Here is a 23,993-nt window from a genome sequence, read left to right on the forward strand (position 1 = left end):
CGGCCGGGAATGATTGTTCCATTGCTGGAACGATGTACATGGCCACGCCGGTCGGGGATGCAACAAAAAAACGGGGGCTTGTGGCCCCCGTTTTGACTGTGGCATGCAGGGTAGGTTGCATGCCGCAGGTGTGGATTACCTGGCGCCGCCAAGAATGCCGACCAATTGCTGGTAGCGGCGGTAATAGTCTTTCTCCTGCGCGGTTTTCTCGTTGGCCGGCACGCTGGCATTCAGCGTCAGGCGGAACAGGTCGTTGTAGAGCTGCAGGTCCGACGTTTCGCGCAGCAGGCGGTTGCTGGCCGGCAGGAAGCCGTCGAGCTGGTCGGCGTAGTAGAGCTTTTGCTTTTGCTGCGTGGCATTGTTGCCCTCGCGGCCGTATTTGGTGAAGAAGGCGGAAATCTTCACCTTGAGCGCTGCGGGCAGCGTGGATTTGTAAACCAGCGGGTCGAAGGCGAAATTGGGCGAGGTCCAGATCACCTTCATGGCACCGAATTCGCGCGGATATTTTTCCTGCAGCTGCTCGATGTCGAAGGAGTTGGCCACGGCCACATCGACTTCCTTGCGGTACAGCGCCATGAAGTTGTCTTCATAGTTGCCCTGGCGCATCGATTTGAACAATTGCTCCGGCAGAATGTTGTTCTTCAAAAAGGCGTGGTATTGCGGAATCAGGTAGCCGGCGGTCGAATTGGTGTAGTCGCTGGCAAAGCGGTAGCGGCCCTTGGCGCGCAACAGGCTGTCCAGATTGTTGATGCCGCTGTCCTTGCGCACCAGCAGGATGGAGTTGTACTCGGCGCGGCCCGGGTTCTGCACCAGACGGGCAAAGACTTCGGCATTGTCGTGCTCGACCATGGATAGCGCCAGGCGGTTGCCCACGCGCGCCACCTGCACTTCGTTGTTGTGGAATTTCTGCTGCAGCTCGTCGTAGTTCTTGACGGCGATCACCTTGACCGGCTGGCCGATGGAGGCCGACAGGTCGTCGATGACCGGCTGCCAGAAGCCCAGCAGTTCTTCCGGGTTACGGGTGGCGATCAGACCCACGGTCAGCTCGGCGGCATGGCTGGCCAGCGGCAGGACGAGGAGCAGGGTGCACAACAGGCGGCGTAACATTGCGGTATTCCATCAAAAGCTTAATTTCGTAAGCTTATTCACCGAATGTTGCGGGGATGTGTAACTTTCAGTCTATTCGTCTAGATCTGCATATGTTTTTTGTAAAACATGCGATGTTTTTCGGGATACGTGCGCTGCTTCACCGCAAGATGCCCGGAAACGACAACGCCCGGCATGGCCGGGCGTTGCAGATGCGCTTATTGCGAGTTTACTTCTTCGCGTCAACCGGAAAGCCCAGTGCCTGGGCAAACGGGCCGGCCAGGAAATCGGCCAGCGCATTCAGTTTGCGCTGCGCATACAGGCGCTCGCCACGGTTTTGCACCGCGTGTTCGGCCAGGTCATCCGGCAGCTGCACCAGCGCCAGGCGTGCCTCGATCAGCTTGCTGTTGAGTTGCTGCACCAGATCATCCTGGCCACGGCTGGCGATGTAGTCATCGAAACCGATGCCCTTGTCGTCACCCAGCAGCACGCTGCGGATGCCGTCGAAGCCGGCCAGCAGGCTTTGCTTGGTCTGGCCAGCGCGCCAGTCGGGGAAGCGGGTCTTGGGCGGTGCGATGTCCTGGTGCGCCAGCTTCCAGCCGGCCAGCTCTTTCAGCCCGGCAATGGAGCGGCCCAGCGCATCGGTCAGGAAGGGGCGGTAATAGCTCAGGTCGTAATTGAGGCCGGTACGCAGGCCACGCCATTCATAACCCAGCGTGGTGGCGCGGCGTGCCACACCTGCCGCTTGCCACAACGCATAGCGGCAGCGGTTGTCGTCCTTCAGTCGCGCCAGCTGCTTGTCGGCGTTGTTCTCGCTGAACAGCAGGTATTCGATGGCGGGCAGGCCGCCAGCCGGCGTGGGGTTCTGCATCCACTCGCCGACTGAGCGCGGGCTGGTCGGGTCGGTCGGTGTGTTGGGCAGCGCCTGGTCCAGTGCCTGCACATCCAGCGGCCACGGGTCGATCAGCGCCACCAGATTGCCTTGCCCCAGCGGGCCGACGCGGGCGGCCTCGATGCGCCGCCAGGCAGCACTGGCGTTGCGCCAGCTGGCCTGTGCCTCGGCCAGCTTGTCCTTGCTGGGGGCCACACACAAGGCGGTCATCGATGCGGTCAGCCGCGTAGCAGCGTCTTCCAGCGTCTGGGTGGCAGGGAGCAACACCTTGTCGGTGAGGCTGATGGCCAGCTCTGGCGGCTGGATGCGTACTTCCTCGGCCAGGGCATGGCCGGCAAGCAGGGCGCCAGCCAGTTGAGCCAGGCGGAAGCCGGTTTTCAAAAAGTCCATATTGTTTCCTTCCATCCTTGTGTCGGTCCCGCCATGCGCCACGGGCCGGCTGCTCTGGGGCAGCAATAGCTTGATACCACAGTTGCCGCGCCGCTGTCAGCAACCGGGCCGCCGGGCGTGGCTTGCAATTTGTGACGGTGGCCGGGAAACTTGCCGGCCTTGGCGATGGTCCGAGCAGACTTCGCGATCAACCGGATTCAGAAAGGAATAAACAATGGCGTTTTATTTGCGCGCGGATCAAGTGCCCGAGCTGCAGGGGCTGACCAGCTGGGAGCGGCGCGTGCTGCTGCGGGGCACCTTCCTGAAGGAACGCTCGATTTCCACCGTTTTCCTGCTGGTGGCCGCGTTCGGCAGCATCCAGTTCGTCATCAACCCGCTGGTGCGCCATCTGGCGCCGCAACTGGCCACCAACCAGATCGGCTACGGTATCGTGTTGCTGGCGTGGGTGCTGATCCTGGTAACCCTGCGCGACATCGTGATGATGAATGTGCTGCGCCCCAAGATCGCCGCCAAGCGTGCGGCGCAGACGGCCGCCAAGGTAGCCGGGCTGGAGCAGGCGCAAGACCAGCCGGCTCAGCCCGACGCCTGAGCCTTGCGCAGCACGCGGGCGCCATCGACGGCAATCCAGCCGATGGCGATCGCCACTACCAGCATGCCCCAGCGCAGATTGCTGTGCTGGGTGACCATGCCGATCAGCACCGGGCCCAGCAGCAGGCCCACATAGGCCAGCCGTGCCACGTCGGCAATGGCTTCGGCCGGCGAGATGCCCGGCAGACGCGATGCGGCCAGAAAGAACAGCGGTACCAGATTGGCGCAGCCCAGTCCCATCAAGGTAAAGCCCAGCAGGCTGGTGGCGGGCCACGGTAGCGCCACCGCCAGCGCGATGCCGGCAAAGCCCACCCAGCCCGACAGTTTCAACAGTTGCTCCATGCCAAAGCGGGCGCGCAGCGCATCGCCGCCAAAGCGCCCCAGCGCCATGCCGCCGGAGAAGGTGGCATAGGCCATGCTGGCCAGCTCGGCCGAATGTGCCACGTCGCGCAGATAGATTACCGTCCAGTCATACATCGCCCCTTCGGCAATCAGGCCAAGGAAGGCCAGCAGGCCCAGCAGCCACAGCACGCGGCCGATGTGATGCTGGCCGGCCTTGGCTGGCGCCACCGGGTGGTCTTCCTGCATGCGTGGGTGTGCCCACCAGATCGTCAGCAGAATCAGCGCTGCCATGCCGGCACAATGCAGCAACGGCGGCACGCCCAGCTTGATCAGCACACCGCCCACCGATGCACCCACCATGCCACCCAGGCTGAACATGCCGTGGAATTGCGCCATCACGGGTTTGGGGGCGCTGGCTTCCACCGTGGCGGCGTGGGCGTTCATGGCCACGTCGTAGCCGGTGTTGCCGATGGCAAACAGCACCAGCACCGGGATCAACAGCCAGAAACTGGGCGCCACCATGATCAGTGCCACTGCTGCGGCATACACCAGCCCGGCCTGCCACGCTGCCCGTGCGCTGCCCTGACGCGCCACCCAGCGGCCAACCGGCTTCATTACCGTGATGGCACCGGCTGCCATGGCAAACATGGCCATCGACAGCGCACCGGCCGACAGGCCGAATTTGTCGCGTATGGTCGGGATGTGCACGCCCCAGGTGGCGTAGCAAGCGCCAGCCATGAAAAACAGCCACATGGTGGCCCAGCGGGCGCGGGAGAAAACAGCGTAGGGGACGGTGAGGGCTGTGGATTCGGTCATGGGGGCAGTGTGCTGATTTCCGCTGCGTGCGGCCATTCGGGATGTACCGCACCTCAAGCGGTGTGGTTATTGGGCAACCCGCTGGCGATTTCCGTCGGGCCAGCCCTATCAAGGGGCGCTTCTTGCTAGAATTGCACTCTTTTCTTTTCAAATCATCACGATTCCCGACACCATGCGTACCTCGCAACTGTACCTGTCCACCCTCAAGGAAGCGCCTTCCGAGGCCGAGCTGATCTCCCACAAGCTGATGCTGCGCGCCGGCTTGATCAAGCGTCTGGGGTCGGGCCTGTATACATGGATGCCACTGGGGCTGCGCATCCTGCGCAAGGTGGAACGCATCGTGCGCGAAGAAATGGACAAGGCCGGTGCGCAAGAGCTGCTGATGCCGGCGGTGCAACCGGCTGAACTGTGGCAGGAAACCGGCCGCTGGGACGTGTTTGGCCCGCAAATGCTCAAGATCAAGGATCGCCACGAGCGCGATTTCTGCTTTGGCCCGACGCACGAGGAAGTGATTACCGACATCGCGCGCAACGAGCTGCGCTCGTACAAGCAGCTGCCGGTGAATTTCTATCAGGTGCAGACCAAGTTCCGCGATGAAATCCGCCCGCGCTTTGGCGTGATGCGTGCGCGTGAGTTCCTGATGAAGGATGCGTACTCGTTCGACGCGTCCTTCGATGGCCTCAAGGCCAGCTACGCCAAGATGGCGGTGGCCTATGCCAATATCTTCACCCGTCTGGGCCTGAAGTTCCGCGCCGTGGCAGCCGATTCCGGCGCCATTGGCGGTGACGGCAGCCAGGAATTCCACGTGCTGGCCGATGCTGGCGAAGACCTGCTGGCGTATTGCCCGACCTCCGATTTTGCCGCCAACGTCGAAGCCGCCGAGGCACTCGCGCCGACCGCACCGCGCGCTGCCGCGACCGAAACGCTGCGTGATGTCGAGACCCCCAAGCAGACCACCTGCGAAGATGTGGCTGCCCTGCTGGGCATCAGCATCGAGCGCACCGTGAAGCTGATTGCACTGGTGGCGGCCGATGGCCAGTTCGTCATCGCGCTGCTGCGTGGCGACCACAGCCTGAACGAAGTGAAGCTGGGCAAGCTGGCCGGCATGGGCGATTTCCGCTTTGCCACTGAAGAAGAAATCCGTAGCACGTTCAACTGCCCGCCGGGCTTCCTCGGCCCGGTCGGCATTGCTGCCGATATCAAGGTGATTGCCGACCGCACCGTGGCCGCCATGAGCGACTTCGTCTGCGGCGCCAACAAGCCCAAGTTCCACATCGCCGGTGTCAACTTTGGCCGTGATCTGCCCGAGCCGGCGCTGGTGGCCGACATCCGCAACGTGGTGGCCGGTGATCCTTCGCCGGACGGCAAGGGCGTGCTGGAACTGTGCCGTGGTATCGAAGTCGGTCATATCTTCCAGCTGGGCACCAAGTATTCCAAGGCCTTGAATGCCACGTTCACCGATGTGGATGGCGCGCTCAAGCCGTTCGAGATGGGTTGCTACGGCATCGGCGTCAGCCGCGTGGTCGGCGCCGCCATCGAGCAGAATTTTGACGAGCGTGGTATCAAGTTCCCGCAAGCCATGGCGCCGTTCGAAGTCGCCATCGTTGCGGTGGGCTATCACCGCTCGGAAGCGGTCAAGGAAGCTGCCGAGCAGCTGTACGCCGAACTGGCCGCTGCCGGTGTGGATGTGCTGCTGGACGACCGCAACGAGCGTCCAGGCTCGATGTTTGCCGATATGGAGCTGATCGGCGTGGCGCACCGCTTTACCATTGGTGACAAGGGCCTGGCCGACGGCGTGGTGGAATACGTGGCACGCGCCGGTGGCGAGATGCAGAAAGTGGCACTGGCCGAGGTGCCGGCGTTTGCCAAGGCGCTGGCGGTCTGATGCATTTGCCGTGCGCGGGTGGTGATCAGGCCGCCCGTGCTTGCAAGTGCCGCAAAGCGGCTTAGGATGGAAGTTCGGGGCGATGCAACATGTTGCACCAATGGTTGTTGAATTATTTGCTGCCCGTCTGCGTGACGGTAGCGCTGTTCGGATCGCTGGTTTACATGTATCTGGTCAACCGTATCTACGATGTGTGCCGCGAGCACTATCCGGCGCTGGTTGACATCGAACCGCATCACTACCGGACCAATCTCGACCAGCCCTTCGTTGCCTTCAGCAAGGTGCCGCCCCTGCTGGGGGCAAAAAGCTGGCAGGAAATGGCTTCTGCCAGCCATCAGCGTCTGTGCCGGGTGGCCATGTGGTTGCAGCGTGCGGTCATTGCCGCACTGCTGGGTTTGTTGGTGCCGTTTTTTATTTAGAACTTGTGATGGCTAGCTTGAATCCTTTTCGAATGAACACCCGCTCGCTGCTGCTGTGCCTGCTGCTGGGCTGCAGTGCCGTGAGCTGGGCAGGCGCGCAGAAAGAAGAAGCGCTATCCGACTCGGTGCAGTCGTCGATGTCGCGCGCGATTGCCGACGGCATGCAGCCGCGCCTGGTGTTTGCCAATGCGACGGAAGGACAGGCCTGGCTGGACGAAATGAGCGCCCGCCTGGCCAAGCGCATCCCCGATGAGTTCATGCGCCGCAAGCTGCTGACCGTCGCGCAATACGAGGCCACGCGTGCCGGGCTGGACCCGCAGCTGGTGCTGGGGCTGATCCATGTGGAAAGCGGCTTCAACCGCTACGCACTCAGCCCGGTGGGCGCGCGCGGGTTGATGCAGGTGATGCCGTTCTGGCAGCGCCAGATCGGCACGTCGCAGCAAAGCCTGTTCGATCTGGCGACCAATCTGCGCTACGGTTGTACCATCCTGCGCCATTATCTGGATGTCGAGAACGGTGACCTGTTCCGCGCGCTGGGCCGCTATAACGGCAGCCTGGGCAAGCCGGAATACCCCAATCTGGTTTATGGCGCGTGGAAGAACTACTACGCGTGGACCCCGTCGCCGCAGCAGGTTGCCCAGCAATAAACCCGATAGTCGCCATGCACCCCGCGTGCTAGCGTGGCGGCTCGTTGTACGAAGGACTTCCGCATGTCGATCTGGTATCGCAACTACGCCGTTGCCGACCTGGACAAACTGTGTGCCGATACGGCCGTTTCCTATCTGGATATCCGCTTTGCCGAGCTGGGCGAGGATTTTGTCAGCGCCAGCATGCCCGTTGATGCGCGCACCGTGCAGCCCATGCGCGTGCTGCATGGCGGCGCATCGTGTTTGCTGGCGGAAACGCTGGGCAGTGTGGCCAGCAACCTGGTGATCAATCCTGATGCGTTCTACGCGGTGGGCGCAGAAATCAATGCCAGCCACCTGCGCCCGGCCACGCGCGGGCGGGTGACCGGCATTGCGCGGCCGATCCGGCTGGGCAGCAGCCAGCACGTGTGGGATATCCGCATAGAGAACGAGGCGGGCGGTCTGGTGTGCATTGCCCGGCTGACCAATGTGGTGCGTCGTCGCCGTGACAGCGTAGAGCGCGATTGAGCATCTGATTCAGCGTACTTCACTCATGCCCGTTGCGGGGGAAGGCGCACGCCGTGGCGGCCACGGTTGTGCATGCCAGAAAGCCAGGAACCCGGCCAGGCCGGGTTCTTGATGCAGTGTGTAGACGGGTACTGGCTACAGGCTCAGACCGGCAGCTGTTCGGGCTTGAGCAGGCGGATGTAGCCGCTGCTGACCAGCTCGATCAAGCCTTCGTTTTCCCACGCATTCAACTGCTTGTTCACCGATTCGCGGCTGGCGCCGACGAGGTTGGCGATCTCCTGCTGGCTGAGCTTGAGGTCGATCAAGGTGCCGCGTGGCCCCGAAGAGCCATGCTGGGCGCCAAGCTGGCGCAGCACCTTGGCCAGCCGCTGCGTCATGGGCAGGAACAGCGTGTCCTGCAGCAGCTCGTCGGCGCCGCGCAGGCGCTGGCACAGCGCGGCGATCAACTGGCGCATCACCTTGGGGTGGGTTTCAAGGTAGCTCAGCACCACATCGCGCTTGAGCACCAGCAATTCACAGGGTTCCAGTGCCTCGACGCTGGCGGTGCGGGCGCCGCCATCCAGCATGGCGATCTCGCCGAACACCTCGCCGCCCTCCAGGATGGCCAGCGTGGCTTCCTTGCCCTCGCTGCTGGTGCGCGACACCTTAAGGCGGCCGCGCAGCACGGCGTACATCTCCTCGCCCTCGGTGCCTTGCGCAATCACCACCTGCTTGGCGCGAACCTCGCGCAGCTCGGCGTGGTGGGCCAGGCCGGTCAACTCATCGGCGGTCAGCTCGCAAAACAGGCAACTGCCGGACAGGAGTTTGCTTTTATCCATTTTGGTTCCCTCAGTCGCGGAAGCTGGCCCAGACCGGCGTATGGTCGGACGGACGCTCGTGCTTGCGCGGTTCGCGGTCTATGCCGCTTGCAGTCAGTTTTTCGGTCAGTGCCGGGGTGATCAGCAGGTGGTCGATACGCAGGCCGGCGTTTTTCTTGAATGAGAAACCCCGGTAGTCCCACCAGCTGAACGACTTGTCGGGTTGTTCAAACGCGCGGAAGGCATCGCTCAGCCCCAGCGACAGCATGTCCTGGAACGCCTGCCGCTCGGCTGGCGAAACCAGCACGCCGCCTTCCCACTTGCTGATGTCGTGCACATCGCGGTCTTCCGGTGCGATGTTGTAATCGCCAGCCAGGATCAGCTGCGGGTGGCGCGCCAATTCATCAGCCAGATAGCCCTGCATCACCTTGAGCCAGCCCAGCTTGTACGGGTATTTTTCAGAATCCAGCGCCTGGCCATTGGGGATGTAGGCGCAGATGAAACGCACGCCTGCTACGGTGGCCGCAATCACGCGTTTTTGCGGGTCGTCGTAGCCGGGCAGGTTGTACTGGACGTCGGCCAGCGGCTCACGTGCAATGATGGCGACGCCATTGTATGTCTTTTGCCCGATGTAGGCGACGTGAAAGCCGGCGGCCTCAATCTCGGCTTGCGGAAAAACCGCATCCTCCATCTTGGTCTCCTGCAGGGCGAGCGCGGTCAGGTCCGGGTTGGCGGCCAGCCATTCCAGCACCTGCGGCAGGCGTACCTTGAGGCTGTTGACGTTCCAGGTGGCAAAACGCATCGCGGCGGCTCCGTACTAAAGGCGCCAGTTTAATGGAGCGTAGGGGCTGTGTTGCAAAAGAAATCGTCGTACTGTCATCCGGCCGATAGGCTGCTACCTATGGCAGCAGCCCAAACTGGCGGATATATGGAAAGTGGAAAGTAAGCTTGGCGGTATTTGCTGCTGTGTCCGGCTTGGGCAAGCGGCGAACTCAAACAGCCGGTCACGGCGGGCGTGCAGTCACTCTTCGCTTTAGCGCTGCGGCACCTTGAAACCCGCCTTGGACAGCGCCGCGCTCCACAATGTGCGATCCCAGGTTTTGTAAACGTCGCTACCTATGACCATCACCGGAGGCCGCGCGTTCATGCTGCCCACGATCCCGACGAACTTCACCATTTCTGCCTCCGAGGTGCCTATGGTTTTAACCTCGTATTCAACCCGGCGCCCGTCCAGCAACGACAGGGCCTCTTCACAGGGCAGACCGCAGCCCTGGCTGATATATAGCGTTACTGCGTAATTGGAAGTGATCGCTTCTTTCTTTGGGCCGCTGGCATTGCCACTGCCGATGATGTTGGAGCGCAGGTTGCGCTCGCGGGCAGCCTGGCCCGGTGGTGGTTGGTCGGCGTAATACACGTTGCCATCGGCGTCGCGCCATTGATACACCTTGGCCGTGGCCAGCGGAATGGCATGCAGCACCAGCAGTGCGACGGTAAGCAAAAACCCTGATCTCATGGGTCGATTATCACGTAAGGATACTGTTCCGTCATCCTGGTCATGCCGCTTGGCTGCGCACTCGTGGCGGGTTCTATGTTTTAGCTTAATCCGTTGTGGCGCGCTGCCAACATATCAGTGGGCACTTATTGTTGTTTTGTCAGGATGCGGGCGGTTTGGCCATCTATGGTCAAGGTCAATTGCCAGTCGGTACGGCGCTGTGTGCAGATCGGCAATGCCGTGCTGGCGCGCCAGTCTGCCGGGGCTTGTTGTTGCAGCAGGTAGCGATTCGGCCCCATTTCCATGCCCTGCATTTGCCACGATGCTTCGACCTTGGCTGCCTCGCCTCGCACTTGCAGCAACACGGGCTTGCCGCCGCTCAGCGGCGCTGCGCTGCGTACCTCGTAGTCGCGCCCGCCCAGCATGAAATGGCATGTCTGGCTCAGATCTGCGCATTGCAGGGAGGGCTGCTGATCCGCCGGGTGTAGGGGCAGCCAGCCCATCTGTTGCAACAGCATCAGCGTGCCCAGAGCGGCTGCGGCCAGTGCCATCAACGCCTGCCGCCAGTGTGCCTGCGTCATGCCCAGGCTCCCGACAGACGGGCAATGCCATGGCCGCCGTGCTGACGGGCGGTGGCCACATCGTTGTCCTTCATGCCGCCCAGTGCATAGACGGGGAAGGGCCAGCCCTGGCCGACCAGTGTGGCAAAACCGTCCCAGCCCAATGGCGTGGCGCCGGGGTGGGATGCGGTGGCCTGCACATGGCCCAGCAAGGCAAAATCGGCGTCGATGCGTTCCGCCTGCGCCAGCTCGGTGCCGCTGTGGGCGGATACCCCCAGCCAGTCGATGCCGGTCGGGCGGCGATCCAGCCCGGCCGCGATCCGGGCGGGCAGCTGCACACCATCTGCGCCCAGCTCGCGCGCCAGTGCGATATCGCCGTGCAGCAACACGCGGCAGCAGGCTGACCTGCAGCGCGCGATCACCGTTTCGGCCAAGGCGCGGTATTGCGCGGCGTCGAGGGCGGGTTCGCGCAGGATCAGCCAGCGCAGGCCGGCAGCCAGCCGCTGGTCCAGCTTGTCCAGCCATGCGGCCGTACCCAACCCGGCGGCATTGGACAGCGCCATGTCATCAGGCAGCATTAACCCGCGCAGGATGGGGCCGTTGGCCGGCAGGATGGGGGATACGTTCAGCGCACCAGCCTGTTGCCAGGCAAACTGCTGCCCCTCGTGCGGTTTGGGTTCGCCCTGCCAGCCGGTCACGCGGAAAAAGTGCAGCCGCACCGTGGCGTGCGGGTAGGTGAAGGTTTGCACGATCCAAGGCGTGGCGGCCGTGGTGACGATGCCCATTTCCTCCATTAGCTCGCGGCACAGCGCATCGTGCGGGGTTTCGCCCGCCTCGAGCTTGCCGCCCGGAAACTCCCAGTAACCTGCGTAAACCTTGCCGGCAGGCCGGCTGCCCAGCAGAAAACGGCTGTCGCCATCAATCAGGATTCCGGCGGCCACCGCCACCTGCTTGTCCGTACTCATTGGGAGTTTCCCGTATGCAAATGTTTGAAATTATTTAATAAACTTGAATTATTCTGTTGTTGATTGCTAATATCAGGCAATGCTTTTGTAAGCTTGGAGCTGACATGAAGCGCATCATCGAGCTGCAAGGCGGGCCTGACCACAGGTTGGTACGCCAGTTGGCTACCCTGGCCGCAGAGTCGGCCACGCTGTGCAGTATTGTGTCGTTTGCGCCGCAAACGCTGGTTGCGCGCGCCGGTTGGGGCGCCAGCGTCAACGTGCTGATTGTACAGGACGAGAACAGCTATTTATTGCGCGGCGGCCGCCTCTCCATGCTGCGCGAAATGTCCGACATGCTGCTCGAAACCGGCCGCCCGGCCTTCTTTGTGCCGCGCCGGACCATTCCGCTGAATGAATGGGCGGCAGAGGAAGCTGCACGCTTCCTGATTGCCTTGCCGCCGGTCTTGCTGGCGTCCGACACCTTGGTGCGCATGCGCGATGTTGCGCAGCCCATGCACGGTGAAATGATCGACCTCATCAGCCCGGTGCAGCAGCGTGCGCTTGCCTGAATGCCGGATGTATTTCAGGCGGTATTGATGAAGCAGTATCAGGAACCCTGCCAGGCCGGGTTCTTTGTAGTTTTTTCGGGGAAAACTGCGGTTCGCCCGGTTTGATCCCCCACCCTCGCCGTCGCGAGGGCGCTTTGCCAGAGACAGGAGACGGGGCTTTGCAAATCAAAGACCCCGGCGCATGGCAGGTGATGACGGCTCCATCCTCTGCCGGTGCACGCGTTTACGCGTCCCGGCTTTTTTCTTGCCCCACGCGGTCCCGCGCGAACTGCCATGCCACCCGACCATTGCGTGCGCCACGGCCTTGCGCCCATTGCAATGCCTCGCGCTCGGCTGCGTTGTCCCATGCGCTGCCGCCCAGTGTCGTGCACCAGTGGCGGCAGGCAGTCAGATATTCGTCCTGGCTGAAGCCATAGAAAGATAGCCACAGGCCAAAGCGCTCGGACAGCGCGATCTTTTCTTCGGTGGCTTCGCCTGGGTGGATTTCGCCATCGACATAGCGTGTCTGACGGTTTTCGTCGTGGTATTCCGGCAGCAGGTGACGGCGATTGGACGTCGCGTAGATCAGCACATTGGCGCTGGGGGCGGCAATCGAGCCATCCAGTGCCGTCTTCAGTGCCTGATAGCCCCAGTCGCCTTCCTCAAAGCTCAGGTCGTCGCAGAAAATCAGGTACTGTTCGGGCCGGTCGGCTACCAGTGCCACGATATCGGGCAGGTCGACCAGATGGGTTTTTTCCACCTCGATCAGCCGCAGCCCCTGGTCGCGGAATTCGTTCCAGACTGCTTTGACCAGCGAACTCTTGCCGCAGCCGCGCGCGCCGGTCAGCAGCACATTGTTGGCGAGCTGGCCGCGCACGAACTGGCGGGTATTGGCCAGCAGACGGTCTTTTTGCAAATCGACATTCTGCAAATCACTCAACTGCACACGATGCGGGTGCGCCACCGGCTGCAGATAGCCGTGATCGTGCGGCTTGCGCCAGCGGTAGGCGACAGCCTGCCAGTCCTGTGCCGGCGGCGTAGGCGGCAAGGAGGACTCCAGCTTGGCCAGCAGGGTATCGGTGCGGTCTATCAGTTGCTGGAAGTACACAGCGAGCGGGTGTTGATCCATGATGTTGACGGCAGAATGGCGGATGGAAGACGGGGTTCAGGGTAACGCCAGAGCGCGCCGCCTGTCGTGCTGCTTTTGCCTGATTTGCGTCGGTGTTTTCCCTAAGTGGCTGTTTTTTATTGAAATAATTCCTTTGTTTCAATTTGACGGCATTGCGGGGGCGGTGCTAGAGTGATTTTGCCGTCATTGCAATTGTGCCGTGGCGGACGTTCGGTTGTGCAAACAGGCCGGCATGCCCCTAAGGTGTGTCGCGCGGCCGGAGACGACACTCCGGCAACGAGTCGCCCGATCCTGATGCAGGTGGGGGTGACACCTGTCAGCAAAATCTGCGACGTAGATAGTGAAACCTTCGCCAAAGGAGATCGCCATGCGATTCGACTTCATGGAAGGCTTAGCGAGTACGGTCAACGATGCGTTGATGAACTTGTTCCGGGCCTTCAAACCCTCTACCCAACTCGACCACGATGATTCGAGGAATCTTGCCCTCGAGATCGCGGAACCGTACCGGTAGCTACTCTGGCCAGGTAAAACCTGATTCCCGTTAAAGGGCGAGGGGGCGATATGCCCCTTCGCCCTTTTTGCATATGATGGGCAGATCATCACCTTGCGATCCGTGACCTGCGTGCATACCGTATTCCGTCTGTTACCGCTGTTCGTGCTGGCCTTGCCGCTGCTTTGCCAGGCGGCGGGCCCCACCATGTTCGACGTGATCTTTGCCCGTCGCCCGCCGCTGTATTACGCCGAGGAAGGCGCCGACGGCGCGGTGCAGACCCGTGGGGTGGTCTACGAACGGGTGCGCGCGGCGTTTGCTGCGGCGGCCATTCCGGTGCGTTTTGTCGAACAGCCGACCAAACGGGTGGTGGCCTCGGTGCGGGACGACTCGCAGCCATTGTGTGCGATGGGCTGGTTCAAAACACCGGAGCGCGAGGGTTTTGCCAGGTTCTCTGCCCCCATTTACCAGGACAAGCCCTGGGTAGTGGTCACGCGCAAGGCCATGCATCCGCGCCTGCAGACCTACAAGACGCTGGCTGCGCTGCTGCGTGACGGCCATCTGGTGCCCTCCATCCTCGATGGCATCTCGCACGGCAACTATATCGATGGCCTGCTGGCCAAAGCGCGCATCGAGCGCGCCACCATCGATCCGATCCAGAACCTGCGCAAGATCGAGGCCAGTCACGGCGACTACACCATCTTGCCGTCGGATGTCTTCGATTTCTATCGTGCGCAGAACCCGGCCACAACCCTGGTGGCGCTGGTCTATCGCGATGTGGAGCCGGGTGAAAAGCTCTACCTGATGTGCAGCAAGAGCACGCCGGATACCCTGATCGAGCAATTCAATATCGCGTTGCGCATGCAGTAGCGCCCGGGTTGAAGCGTTGCCGGTCCTGCCACGTCAGTCTGCCAGCGGCACGTGGATCAGCGTGCGCAGCGCTGCGGGCGGCGTAATGCGCGGGTCGTTCAGGTATTCCTCGAACTCGGGGAAATCGCCTGGTAGTTCATCATTGGCCGGTAGCCAGTGCTGGTACAGCCAGGTGCAGACGCCGGCAATGCCCGCATACGGCCCGACATATTCCAGCGTGGCGCAGCGCATGGCTGGCACGGCCAGCGACCGCGTATCGTCATCTTCGATATAGCCGGCAGGGCTACCCATCGCGGCGGCGGCCGTGTACGGCGTTGCGGACGTACCGCCTTCTTCGCAGTAAAACAGCCCGAACACCCTCGCCGCGTAGGGGTCGACATCATGCTGGCGGGCCCACAGGAACAAACGATCAAATGCCTGGCCGATTTCCATAAAGGTGCCGCTGTGCATCACAGCGGTCAGTGCCGTGGGGGTCAGCGTTGCGACGTGTACGGCAGGGGTGTGGTCTGGCGGCGGATAGCCTGCGGCCTGCGCGGCGCGGAATGATGACGGCGGCAGGCCGAATGCCTGGCGGAACGCGCGGCTGAACGCGGCGGCCGAATCATAGCCGGCACGCTGGGCGATCTGTCCCAGTGCCGCCGTGGTGGCGGCCAGCTCGCCCGATGCCCGATGCAGCCGCAGGCGACGCACCGTGTCGGCGATGGTTTCGCCCGTCCAGGCACGCCAGACGCGGTGGAAGTGGAATGGCGACAAACAGGCAATGTCGGCCAGCCGATACAGGTCGGGGTCCAGGTCCAGATGCTGGTTCAGGTAATCGATCACCCCGGTCAGGCGCCGGGCGTAGAGCTGTTGCGTGCTTGCTTTCATGCGGCCTCCGGTTGGGAATGGTAATCGCGGATGTGTTGCAGATTTTGCTTTTCTGCGCCCCGCGTCACACCAGCGTGAGCGCGACACCGGCTTGTCGCAGTGGCGCCAGTTGTGGATCGGGCACGCTCTGCTCGGTGATGATGCCGCTCACCGCATCCAGCCCGGCAATCAAATAGGGCGATGCTGCAGCGATTTTCTCGGCCGAGGCCAGCACCACGGTTTCGGCCGCACGGGCCATCAGCGCGCGCTTCATGTAAGCCTCTTCCAGATCGCCGGTGCTCAGGCCGGCCTCGGCATGCACGCCGGTCACGCCCATGAAAAACACATCGGCGCGTATCTGGCCCAGTGATTCCAGCGCTGCCGTACCCATGGTCACCACCGAATGCTTGAACAGTCGCCCGCCGATCATGATGACCTCGACCGTGGGGTGGAGGGCCAGCGCCACCGCCACGCTGGGGCTGTGGGTGACGATGGTAGCCCGCAACGCAGGGGGCAGCTGGCTGGCCAGCTGTACAGCGGTGGTGCCGCCATCGAGCAGGACCACTTGCCCATCCTCGATCAGCCCGGCAGCGGCGCGGCCGATGCGCGCCTTGCCATCGCCGGCGATCTGGCTGCGCCCGGCAAAGTCGGCCACCGCCGGCGAGGCGGGCAGGGCGCCACCGTGCACACGTTGCAGCAGCCCTTCGGCGGCCAGCTCGCGCAGGTCACGGCGTATGGTGTCCTCGGAGACTTCCAGCTGCTGGCTGAAGGTCTTGGCGACCAATTGGCCATCGCGTTGCAGGGTAGCGAGGATGAGTTGCTTGCGTTGACTGGTCAGCATGTTTGCACGAAATTTCTTGACCATGCACGAAATTGCACGATACCTTGGCCGCAGTATAACCCGCTTTGCAAACCTGTGGAGATTGGCTCATGGCATCGGATCGCATCAGGATCGTCGAGGAACGCGTATTGTCGGACGACTGGTTTTTGCTCAAGAAAACCACCTTCGATTTCCGTCGCAACAACGGCAGCTGGCAGCGGCAAAGCCGCGAGACCTACGATCGTGGCAATGGCGCCACCATCCTGCTGTACAGCCTGGCGCAGCGCAGCGTCATCCTCACCCGGCAGTTCCGTTTTCCAACCTACGTTAATGGCCACCACGGCTGGCTGATCGAAACCGCTGCCGGCTTGCTTGACCACGCCACGCCCGAGCAACGTATCCAGTCCGAGGTGGAAGAGGAAACCGGCTATCGCGTACAGCAGGTGCGCAAGGCCTTCGAGGCCTATATGAGCCCCGGCTCGGTGACCGAGAAGCTATATTTCTTCGTCGCCGAATATGACCCGGCATCGAAAGTGGGGGCGGGTGGCGGCATCGAAGCGGAGGGCGAGGACATCGAGGTGCTGGAGCTGCCGTTCGACACCGCACTGGCCATGGTGGAGCGCGGCGAGATTGTCGATGGCAAGACCATCATGCTGCTGCAGTATGCGGCGTTGCGGCTGTTTGGAACGATGAGCTGAGGGGGCGGGGCGAGGTCAGCTACGCGGAGCAAGCATGATGATGGCCATGCCCAGCAGTGCCACCGCGCCGCCCAGCAAATCCCACTGCGTAGGGCGTATGCCATCCACCTGCCATAGCCACAGCAGCGCCACCACGATGTAAACACCGCCATAGGCCGCATAGGTACGGCCGGCGGCGGTCGGGTGCAGGGTCAGCAGCCAGGCGAAAACGCCGAGTGCCAGTGCCGCCGGCAACAGCAGCCACGGCGAGCCTCCACGCTTGAGCCACAGCCATGGCAGATAGCAGCCGATGATCTCGGCCACGGCGGTAAGGGCGAATAGCAGTGTGGTGTGCAGGAGTTGCGGCATGAGGTCAGTGGGGTAATGATCTGGAGAACAGGTTGATCACCAGCACGCCGGCCATGATGAGGGCGATGCCGGCCAGTGCCGGTAGATCCAGCGTCTGCCGGTACAGCAGCCAGCTTGCCAGCGAAACCAGCACGATGCCGACCCCCGACCATACCGCATACGCAACGCCGACCGGCAGCGTGCGCAACGTCAGCGACAGGCAGTAGAACGCCACCGCATAGCCGCCGATAACCAGCGCACTAGGCAAAGGCCGGGTAAAGCCGGCGGCTGCCTTGAGCGCCGAGGTGGCAATCACTTCGGCAATGATGGCTATGCCCAGATACAGCCAGTGCATGATGCGTCCTCCATGAAATGACAAAACCCCGGCGTGCGGCCGGGGTTCTGTGCCATCGTGCCATGATGGCAGCTTGTGGCTGGCAGGCAAGTGGACTGCTACCGCGTGGCAGCGTGCTTTTGCCCGCGCAATCAGCTGCGGTAGTCGGCGTTGATCTTCACGTAGTCGTAGCTGAAGTCGCAGGTCCAGACGGTGGCGTTTTCGCTGCCACGGCCCAGCTTCACGGTGATGGTGATTTCGCTTTCCTTCATCACGCGCTGGCCTTGCTCTTCGGTATAGCTGGCGGCACGGCCACCCTTTTCGGCCACCAGTACGTCGCCCAGCCAGACTTCCAGCTGATCGACATCCAGATCGGCCACGGCCGAATAGCCGATGGCGCACAGGATGCGGCCCAGATTGGGGTCGCTGGCGAAGAAAGCAGTCTTGATCAGCGGCGAGCGGCCAATGGCATAGCCGACGGTCTTGCACTCGTCGCGGTCCTTGCCACCTTCGACGTTGATGGTCATGAACTTGGTGGCGCCCTCGCCATCACGGATGATGGCCTTGGCCAGCGTTTGCGCCACGTCCAGCAGCGCATCGCGGAAGGCGGCGAAATCGGCGCTGCCGGCATCGCTGATCTCGGCATTGCCGGCTTGGCCGGTGGCGATGAGGATATAGCTGTCGTTGGTGCTGGTATCACCATCGACGGTGATGCTGTTGAACGAGCGGTCCGCCGTCCAGCTCACCAGCTCCTGCAGCAGCGGCTGGCTGATGGCGGCATCGGTCGCCACATAGCCCAGCATGGTGGCCATGTTCGGGTGAATCATGCCGGCGCCCTTGCTGATGCCGGTGATGGTGACGGTCTTGCCGCCGATCACCACCTGCTTCGACGCGGCCTTGGGGGCCACGTCGGTGGTCATGATGGCCTTGGCCGCCTCGGCCCAGTTGCCAGCCTTCAGGTCGGTAATGGCGGCCGGCAGTGCGCCGATCACCTTGTCCACCGGCAGCGGTTCCAGAATCACGCCGGTCGAGAACGGCAGCACTTGTGCCGGTGCAATGTTCAGCAGCTCGGCCAGTGCAAAACAGCTTTTCTTCGCGCGCTCGAAGCCATCCACACCGGTACCGGCGTTGGCATTGCCGGTGTTGACTACCAGCGCACGGATGTCGCCACGCTCGGCCAGATGGGTGCGGCAGATGCGCACCGGGGCGGCACAGAACTTGTTCAGTGTGAACACGCCTGCGGCACGGCTGCCTTCGGCCAGCTTGATCACCAGCACGTCTCGTCGGCCGGGCGTCTTCACACCGGCAGAAGCAATACCCAGTTCCACGCCAGCGACGGGAAAGAGGCTTGCAGGATCGAGTTCGGGCAGGTTGACGGGCATGGCAGCATCCTTGTGCAGTCAGGGTTGAATCGAAACGCGATTGTACTCGCGCACGCACGCGTGTTGTGTTGCAGCACACGCAAAAGTTGCACGTTGTGACGATTCACGGCGGGGTAATCAGTCACTGCGCCGCAGGGGGCTGCTTCCTTAGCATGGTTGCCAGATCAGCGCTGCAGGCATCAGCTGCCGGCGCAATGGTCGAACCATGTTTGCATCTGGAGAAACACCATGAATACCCTGCGTACCCTGTTGGCCATTTCCACCCTGGGCCTTGCTGCCGGCGCCTATGCCGTCGACGCGGGCAAAACCTATCTCTATGGCGACATCGGCCAGTCGCGTTATGACGCGGGCGATGCCGTCGGCAAGCTCGGCGGTGCCGGCAGCAATGAAACCGACTTTGCCGGCAGCATTGGCGCCGGTTACCGCATCACGCCGAATGTGGCGGTCGAAGCCGGTTACCTCAATCTGGGCCGCATGACGGCGGGTAACAGCAACGCTACCGCCAAATACAGCGCGCAGGGGCTGGGCCTGCAGGCCGTCGGCACCGTGCCGCTGAATGACCGCTTCGGCGTGTATGGTAGCGCCGGTCTCAACCCGCTGTACGTGAAATCCAGCCTGGCTGGCGCCACGGACAGCGAATGGCGCGTGGTGCCCAGCGTGGGCGTTGGCGTGAGCTACAAGGTCAGCGACGCGCTGGGCGTGCGCGGTGGTTATACGCAGTACTTCAACACTGTCGATAACCAGGGCGTGAAGTCCGACACCGGCATGCTCAGCATGGGCATGACTTACGGCTTCAACTGAGCTGGCTATGTCACTGGACAAAACGGGCCATACGGCCCGTTTTTCATGTCTGCGCGGTCAACAGCTTGCGTAGCGGTGTGGGTATACCTGCCGCCAGTGCATCTGCGGTGCTGAACCAGCGCAGCGCATCGTCATGCACTGCATGCGTTGCGCCGCTCACTGTTGCCGGCTGCGGCGTGATGGTCAGGCGGAAGTGGGTAAAGACGTGTACGAAGTCGGGCAGGGCGGGGTCGAGCTCGACCGCCAGGCCCAGTTGCTGGCAGCGCGCAGTGGCCTGCAGCGTAGACGTGCTTTCCGGCAGGCACCACAGCCCGCCCCATATGCCGGTGGGCGGGCGTTTTTCCAGCAGCAGTCGGCCTTGGGCATCGCGGATCAGCAGCATGGTGGTGTGCCGCTCCGGGATGGCTTTTTTCGGTTTGGGCGTGGGCAGCTCAAGCTGGCAGCCTTCTGCTTTGGCACGACAATCATCTGCCAGCGGACAGGTCAAACAGGCCGGTTTGCGCGGGGTGCAGACGGTGGCACCAAGATCCATTTGCGCCTGCGTGTAAGCCGGCATGTCGGCCGCGTTGGGCGGCAGTAGCGATTCGGCCAGTGCCCACAGGCGGTTTTCTATCGCCTTTTCGCCCGGAAAACCCTCGATGCCGGCCCAGCGGGCCAGCACGCGTTTCACGTTGCCGTCGAGGATGGCGCTGCGGGTGTTGAAGGAGAAAGCAGCAATCGCCGCAGCGGTCGAGCGCCCTACGCCGGGCAGCTCGGCAATCTCGGCCGGTGTGCGTGGAAAGGTGCCGCCAAAATGGCCCATCACCATCTGCGCGGCGGCGTGCAGGTTGCGCGCCCGGCTGTAGTAACCCAGCCCGCTCCAGTGCGCCAGCACGTCGTCTTGCGTGGCGGCGGCCAGATCGGCAACAGTGGGAAAGCGCTGCAGAAAGCGCTCGTAATACGGAATGACGGTGGTGACCTGGGTCTGCTGCAGCATGATTTCGGACAGCCAGACGCGGTACGGGTCGCTCACCTGCCAGGGCAGATCGTGCCGGCCGCATTCGGCCTGCCAGCCCAGCAGGCGGCGGGAAAAATCGCTCATGATTTCTTGTGCTTTGCGGCTGGCCTGGTGGCCGCTTTGGCTGCCGGGGCCTTGCCGGTTTTGGCAGGCGCCCTGGGGGCCGCCTTGGCTGGTGTGCTGGCCTTGGTCTGCTCGGCTTTTTGCCGCGCGATGATCTGGTCTTTCAGACTGGCGTAGTCGATCTTGTATTCCGGTGTGGCCAGGGTACCGCCAAGCTGGATTGGCAGCACCAGCCCCAGCAGCCCTTGCAGCTCGGGCACCTTGGGGTTGGCATTGGCGGCCAGCTTGTAGTCGATGCTGCCATTGGCCAGATCGAGCACGCCGCCGCCCTTGAGCTGCAGCACGCCGGCGGTCACGGCCAGATCGTTGTTGGTCGCCACGCCATGCTTGAGCTGCATGGTGGCCTTGAGCTCCGAGAAGCGCGTACGCGCATCCAGATTGAAGCTGGGTGCAGCGCCATCACCCTGCATGGCCTTGAGCTGCTGGCTGGCTGCGCGCAGCAGCGCTTCGATGTCGATGCCGCGGATCGCCCCCTTGTTCAGCAGCACGCGCACATCGCCGCCGGCCGTGCGCTTGAGGTCGGACAGCTTGTCGCCAGTGGCGGCAATGTCGAGGTCCAGATGACCGCGACCTTCAAAGCGGCTGGTATCGAGCACGTCGGCCAGCAGGGTATTCACGTTCATGTCCGACAGCTTTTGCGTGATGCGCCAGGCCGGCTTCTTGCCGCTGGCATCCAGCTCCAGCTTGCCGTCCAGCTGGCCCTCGTACAGCGTGGCCGACAGCGGGTTCAGCGTGAGTTTCTTGTCGGCGGCCACCAGCTTCATCGACAGTTTGTCGATATGCAGCTTTTGCAGCACCAGCTCGCCGATGCGCAGCTCGCCTTCTGCATTCAGCGTGTCGAGCAAGCCCAGATCAAGCGGGGCGTCGATGTTGACCGCCTTGGCCCCCTCGGCAACTACGGGCAGATAGGGGCTGAGGTCGAGCTTGGCCAGATCGAACTGGAAGCGGTAACGCGGCTTCACGAAGTCGTCGAGGTCGAAGTGCGACGTGAGCGGTGCCTGGTCGAAATTGCCATGGCTGCCCACCTGCAGCGATTCGTTGCGCAGGTCCAGCATGGCGTCGCCGGAGAGGGTCAGCGGGATGGCGCCGCGCGGCAGTGCCGTGTTGCTGTACTGGCCGGTGAGCTTGTAGCCCGGCAGGCGGGCCACGGTGCCACCGTGCAGTTCCAGCGGGCTTTTGAAATCGAGCGACAGCGTTTGCTTGGGCGATTTCAGATAGACGTTGAGGATGGCGTCGTCGGCATGCATGGTGCCCTGCTGCGTGGCGGTCAGCGACGGGATGGCAATGCCGGTATTGAAACGCACGCCCTGGCTTTGCATGGTCAGGCCGAGCTTGAGCTGATACAGGCCGAGCTGGTTTTCGGTCAGCTTGATTTCCGGCACGTTCAGCTCGCCCTGCCATTGCTGGTCGGCACGCGTGCCCTTGCCGGTGAGCTTGAGCTCGCCCCCGGTCAGCCGCAGCGGTTGCCAGCCATAAACCAGATTGCCGGCAATCTGCACCTCGACACCGTGCACGTTGACGCCGGGTCGGCTATCGCCATCCTGCGTCAGCGTCACCAGCAGATCATTCACCAGCAGGTTGCGCTGGTTCTGGTGATAGCGCATCGCTGCACCGGCCTTGATGCGGCCCTGCCACAGCGGCGATTTTTCCGGGCCGATCATCACCTTGCCGTCTACATCCAGGCTGCCGTTCTTGGGGTCGGCCAGGTTGTCCATGGTGAAGTCGAGCGGGCCGAGCCGGGCGCTTTCACCCAGGAAGGCATCGCGGTAGTCAAAGCGTGCCTCGTGAAAGCGCAGCCGGTTCAGGTCGAACTGCAGCTTGTTGCCCGGCTGGTGTTTTTGCAGCAGGTCTTCAAAGTTGTAGCTGCCATCGCTGCGGTGCTCGACCAGCATTTGCGGCTTTTCAAAGTCGATGGCCTCGATGGCGAAACGGCCGGACAGCAGCGGCCACATGCCCAGCGTGACTTTCACGCTGTCGGTCTTGGCAAAGATATCGGGATGATCCGGCTCGGACAGCGTAACGTCGGTCAGCAGCACGGCCGGGCGCGGCAGCAGCACCACGCGGGTCTGGCCGCGTATGGCCAGCGTGCGGCCGGTATCGCGCTTGAGCTGCGTGGTCAGCAGGTCGCGCGCCCAGTCGGCTTCAAAGAAATAGGGCCCGATGCCGGCAATGGCGGCCAGCATGGCAACCAGCAGCAGGCAGATACGAAACGGGCGAGAGTGGCGCAGGTCCATTGGGTTTGAATGTTGTCGGGCCAGCAGGGAATGCGGGCGATTATCACCAAGACCCGCCAGAATTCAAAGTGCTAATATTTGTCGGTTTCCTGACCGATGGCACCGCAAATGCTGCATAAAACCGAAATCAAGGTGCGGGGCTACCACCTCGACCTCTATGGCCACGTCAACAATGCACGCTATCTGGAGTTTCTGGAAGAGGCACGGTGGGGCTTGCTAGAGACCACCAGCGACATCGGCTGGTTCATGCAGCAGCAGCTGGCGCTGGTGGTGACGCGCATCGATATCCGCTACAAGCGCCCGGCCACCATGGGCGACGTGCTGGTGATCGAAACGCAGCTGGATCGCATTGAAGAAAAGGCGGCTGTGGTCGCGCAGCGCATCGTGCGCGCCGATAACGGCAAGCTGGTGGCCGAGGCCGACGTAACCTTTGCCGTGGTGCACCCCGATACCATCGGTGCGTTGACCATAGACGGTGAACTGGCCCAGCGCCTGGGCGCCCTGCGTGGAGCACAAGCATGAAACGCATCCTGATGGTGTTGTTGTGCCTGTGGCTGGCCGCTTGCGCCAGCGTGCCCACCCATTTCGAGAAGCCGCGTGTGGCGATTGCCGATATCCAGCTCAAGGATGTGGGCCTGCTGCAGCAGCGTTTCGTACTTACCTTGCGCGTGCAGAACCCGAACAAGATTGCCATCCCCATCGATGGGCTGGATACCACCCTGAGCATTGCCGACAAGCCGCTGGCGCAAGGCGTATCGCACGAGCGGGTGACTTTGCCGGCATTGGGCGAGGCTACCTTGCCGGTGGAGGTGACTGCAGACCTGGCGTCGCTGCTCAAGGCGTGGCGCTCCATGCAGGCGCAGGGCAGCTACAAGCTGAGTGGCCGCCTGTTCCTGCCGCAACGCGCCGATGGCGTACCGTTTGAATACGAGGGCGAGTTGCCTGCCTTGCAGGGTTTGTTCGAACAGTTGGTGCCCGGCGCCAGGTTCTGACACTGATACCGTGCGCAGATACACGTTAATTGGTTAA

General features: G+C 62.6%; 27 protein-coding genes. 11 read left to right on the top strand and 16 right to left on the bottom strand.

Annotated features, from left to right (window positions below):
- Positions 1 to 135: 135 nt before the first annotated feature.
- On the bottom strand, positions 136 to 1,107 hold the full coding sequence (gene phnD / locus B9A19_RS00395) for a phosphate/phosphite/phosphonate ABC transporter substrate-binding protein (protein ID WP_084088565.1): 972 nt from the start codon (positions 1,105 to 1,107) through the stop codon (positions 136 to 138).
- A 208-nt stretch (positions 1,108 to 1,315) separates the two neighbouring features.
- A complete protein-coding gene (locus B9A19_RS00400; protein WP_176216716.1) occupies positions 1,316 to 2,368 on the bottom strand; it encodes an imelysin family protein in 1,053 nt (350 codons plus the stop codon).
- Between the two features lie 214 nt (positions 2,369 to 2,582).
- On the opposite strand from B9A19_RS00400, the gene B9A19_RS00405 reads away from it, so the two are divergent.
- Positions 2,583 to 2,957 (top strand): hypothetical protein, encoded by a 375-nt coding sequence (locus B9A19_RS00405; RefSeq protein WP_084088567.1) that lies wholly within the window; start codon positions 2,583 to 2,585, stop codon positions 2,955 to 2,957.
- On the opposite strand, the gene B9A19_RS00410 is transcribed toward B9A19_RS00405, so the two are convergent.
- On the bottom strand, positions 2,942 to 4,114 hold the full coding sequence (locus tag B9A19_RS00410; RefSeq protein WP_084088568.1) for an MFS transporter: 1,173 nt from the start codon (positions 4,112 to 4,114) through the stop codon (positions 2,942 to 2,944). The two genes, B9A19_RS00405 and B9A19_RS00410, sit on opposite strands and share 16 nt — an antisense overlap.
- Before the next feature lie 172 nt (positions 4,115 to 4,286).
- Between B9A19_RS00410 and B9A19_RS00415 the strand changes: the two genes are divergently transcribed.
- From B9A19_RS00415 to B9A19_RS00430, 4 genes are all read left to right on the top strand, one after another.
- Positions 4,287 to 5,999, top strand: a complete 1,713-nt coding sequence (locus B9A19_RS00415; protein WP_084088569.1) for a proline--tRNA ligase — start codon at positions 4,287 to 4,289, stop codon at positions 5,997 to 5,999.
- A 107-nt stretch (positions 6,000 to 6,106) separates the two neighbouring features.
- On the top strand, positions 6,107 to 6,418 hold the full coding sequence (locus B9A19_RS00420; protein WP_139798569.1) for a hypothetical protein: 312 nt from the start codon (positions 6,107 to 6,109) through the stop codon (positions 6,416 to 6,418).
- Positions 6,419 to 6,450: 32 nt separating this feature from the next.
- Entirely contained in the window at positions 6,451 to 7,065 is a 615-nt protein-coding gene (locus B9A19_RS00425) for a lytic transglycosylase domain-containing protein (RefSeq protein WP_084088571.1), read from the top strand.
- Positions 7,066 to 7,128: 63 nt separating this feature from the next.
- Complete coding sequence (locus tag B9A19_RS00430) at positions 7,129 to 7,572, top strand: hotdog fold thioesterase (RefSeq protein ID WP_084088572.1); 444 nt, start codon at positions 7,129 to 7,131, stop codon at positions 7,570 to 7,572.
- Positions 7,573 to 7,715: 143 nt separating this feature from the next.
- Here the strand turns inward: B9A19_RS00430 and B9A19_RS00435 are convergent, their stop codons facing one another.
- The 5 genes from B9A19_RS00435 to B9A19_RS00455 all read right to left on the bottom strand — a co-directional run bounded on the left by B9A19_RS00435 (position 7,716) and on the right by B9A19_RS00455 (position 11,386).
- A complete protein-coding gene (locus tag B9A19_RS00435; RefSeq protein ID WP_084088573.1) occupies positions 7,716 to 8,390 on the bottom strand; it encodes a Crp/Fnr family transcriptional regulator in 675 nt (224 codons plus the stop codon).
- Between the two features lie 10 nt (positions 8,391 to 8,400).
- Positions 8,401 to 9,171, bottom strand: coding sequence for an exodeoxyribonuclease III (gene xth, locus B9A19_RS00440; RefSeq protein ID WP_084088574.1), 771 nt, complete (start codon positions 9,169 to 9,171; stop codon positions 8,401 to 8,403).
- Positions 9,172 to 9,402: 231 nt separating this feature from the next.
- Positions 9,403 to 9,867 carry a DUF4124 domain-containing protein gene (locus B9A19_RS00445; RefSeq protein ID WP_176216717.1) on the bottom strand — a complete coding sequence of 155 codons (465 nt, stop codon included), beginning with the start codon at positions 9,865 to 9,867 and terminating at the stop codon, positions 9,403 to 9,405.
- 140 nt (positions 9,868 to 10,007) lie between these two features.
- Positions 10,008 to 10,442, bottom strand: a complete 435-nt coding sequence (locus B9A19_RS00450; RefSeq protein ID WP_084088576.1) for a hypothetical protein — start codon at positions 10,440 to 10,442, stop codon at positions 10,008 to 10,010.
- Positions 10,439 to 11,386, bottom strand: coding sequence for a Nudix family hydrolase (locus tag B9A19_RS00455; RefSeq protein WP_084088577.1), 948 nt, complete (start codon positions 11,384 to 11,386; stop codon positions 10,439 to 10,441). Before B9A19_RS00455 ends, B9A19_RS00450 begins: the two co-directional genes overlap by 4 nt.
- Positions 11,387 to 11,490: 104 nt before the next feature.
- On the opposite strand from B9A19_RS00455, the gene B9A19_RS00460 reads away from it, so the two are divergent.
- Entirely contained in the window at positions 11,491 to 11,934 is a 444-nt protein-coding gene (locus B9A19_RS00460) for a hypothetical protein (protein ID WP_084088578.1), read from the top strand.
- A gap of 223 nt (positions 11,935 to 12,157) precedes the next feature.
- Here B9A19_RS00460 and B9A19_RS00465 read toward each other — a convergent pair whose 3' ends face one another.
- Positions 12,158 to 13,021, bottom strand: a complete 864-nt coding sequence (locus B9A19_RS00465) for an ATP-binding protein (protein ID WP_217806947.1) — start codon at positions 13,019 to 13,021, stop codon at positions 12,158 to 12,160.
- A gap of 625 nt (positions 13,022 to 13,646) precedes the next feature.
- Between B9A19_RS00465 and B9A19_RS00470 the strand changes: the two genes are divergently transcribed.
- Complete coding sequence (locus tag B9A19_RS00470; protein ID WP_139798570.1) at positions 13,647 to 14,402, top strand: substrate-binding periplasmic protein; 756 nt, start codon at positions 13,647 to 13,649, stop codon at positions 14,400 to 14,402.
- 33 nt (positions 14,403 to 14,435) lie between these two features.
- Here B9A19_RS00470 and B9A19_RS00475 read toward each other — a convergent pair whose 3' ends face one another.
- Both B9A19_RS00475 and B9A19_RS00480 read right to left on the bottom strand, forming a co-directional pair.
- Positions 14,436 to 15,269, bottom strand: a complete 834-nt coding sequence (locus B9A19_RS00475; RefSeq protein ID WP_084088581.1) for an AraC family transcriptional regulator — start codon at positions 15,267 to 15,269, stop codon at positions 14,436 to 14,438.
- A gap of 64 nt (positions 15,270 to 15,333) precedes the next feature.
- Positions 15,334 to 16,089, bottom strand: a complete 756-nt coding sequence (locus B9A19_RS00480) for a DeoR/GlpR family DNA-binding transcription regulator (protein WP_084088821.1) — start codon at positions 16,087 to 16,089, stop codon at positions 15,334 to 15,336.
- 89 nt (positions 16,090 to 16,178) lie between these two features.
- Here B9A19_RS00480 and B9A19_RS00485 point away from each other — a divergent pair, with 89 nt between their 5' ends.
- Positions 16,179 to 16,766, top strand: a complete 588-nt coding sequence (locus B9A19_RS00485; protein WP_084088582.1) for an NUDIX hydrolase — start codon at positions 16,179 to 16,181, stop codon at positions 16,764 to 16,766.
- Between the two features lie 15 nt (positions 16,767 to 16,781).
- Here B9A19_RS00485 and B9A19_RS00490 read toward each other — a convergent pair whose 3' ends face one another.
- The 3 genes from B9A19_RS00490 to argJ form a co-directional block, all read right to left on the bottom strand.
- Complete coding sequence (locus B9A19_RS00490) at positions 16,782 to 17,114, bottom strand: YnfA family protein (protein WP_084088583.1); 333 nt, start codon at positions 17,112 to 17,114, stop codon at positions 16,782 to 16,784.
- A gap of 4 nt (positions 17,115 to 17,118) precedes the next feature.
- Positions 17,119 to 17,451 (bottom strand): DMT family transporter, encoded by a 333-nt coding sequence (locus tag B9A19_RS00495; RefSeq protein ID WP_176216731.1) that lies wholly within the window; start codon positions 17,449 to 17,451, stop codon positions 17,119 to 17,121.
- Positions 17,452 to 17,579: 128 nt separating this feature from the next.
- Complete coding sequence (gene argJ, locus B9A19_RS00500) at positions 17,580 to 18,809, bottom strand: bifunctional glutamate N-acetyltransferase/amino-acid acetyltransferase ArgJ (protein ID WP_084088585.1); 1,230 nt, start codon at positions 18,807 to 18,809, stop codon at positions 17,580 to 17,582.
- Positions 18,810 to 19,037: 228 nt separating this feature from the next.
- Here argJ and B9A19_RS00505 point away from each other — a divergent pair, with 228 nt between their 5' ends.
- Positions 19,038 to 19,610, top strand: a complete 573-nt coding sequence (locus B9A19_RS00505) for an outer membrane beta-barrel protein (protein ID WP_084088586.1) — start codon at positions 19,038 to 19,040, stop codon at positions 19,608 to 19,610.
- Between the two features lie 43 nt (positions 19,611 to 19,653).
- Here the strand turns inward: B9A19_RS00505 and mutY are convergent, their stop codons facing one another.
- Together mutY and B9A19_RS00515 are read right to left on the bottom strand one after the other, a co-directional pair.
- Positions 19,654 to 20,691, bottom strand: coding sequence for an A/G-specific adenine glycosylase (gene mutY / locus B9A19_RS00510; protein ID WP_084088587.1), 1,038 nt, complete (start codon positions 20,689 to 20,691; stop codon positions 19,654 to 19,656).
- Positions 20,688 to 22,964 carry an AsmA family protein gene (locus B9A19_RS00515; protein WP_084088588.1) on the bottom strand — a complete coding sequence of 759 codons (2,277 nt, stop codon included), beginning with the start codon at positions 22,962 to 22,964 and terminating at the stop codon, positions 20,688 to 20,690. The genes mutY and B9A19_RS00515 overlap by 4 nt, the downstream gene beginning before the upstream one ends.
- A 108-nt stretch (positions 22,965 to 23,072) precedes the next feature.
- On the opposite strand from B9A19_RS00515, the gene B9A19_RS00520 reads away from it, so the two are divergent.
- Together B9A19_RS00520 and B9A19_RS00525 are read left to right on the top strand one after the other, a co-directional pair.
- Positions 23,073 to 23,486 carry an acyl-CoA thioesterase gene (locus B9A19_RS00520; RefSeq protein ID WP_084088822.1) on the top strand — a complete coding sequence of 138 codons (414 nt, stop codon included), beginning with the start codon at positions 23,073 to 23,075 and terminating at the stop codon, positions 23,484 to 23,486.
- The gene (locus B9A19_RS00525) at positions 23,483 to 23,956 is read left to right on the top strand and encodes an LEA/WHy family protein (protein ID WP_084088589.1); all 474 of its coding nucleotides are present in this window, start codon (positions 23,483 to 23,485) and stop codon (positions 23,954 to 23,956) included. The genes B9A19_RS00520 and B9A19_RS00525 overlap by 4 nt, the downstream gene beginning before the upstream one ends.
- Positions 23,957 to 23,993 lie beyond the last annotated feature (37 nt).

Origin of the sequence: Andreprevotia lacus DSM 23236, from assembly GCF_900176275.1 — a bacterium.
Lineage (GTDB): Bacteria > Pseudomonadota > Gammaproteobacteria > Burkholderiales > Chitinibacteraceae > Andreprevotia > Andreprevotia lacus.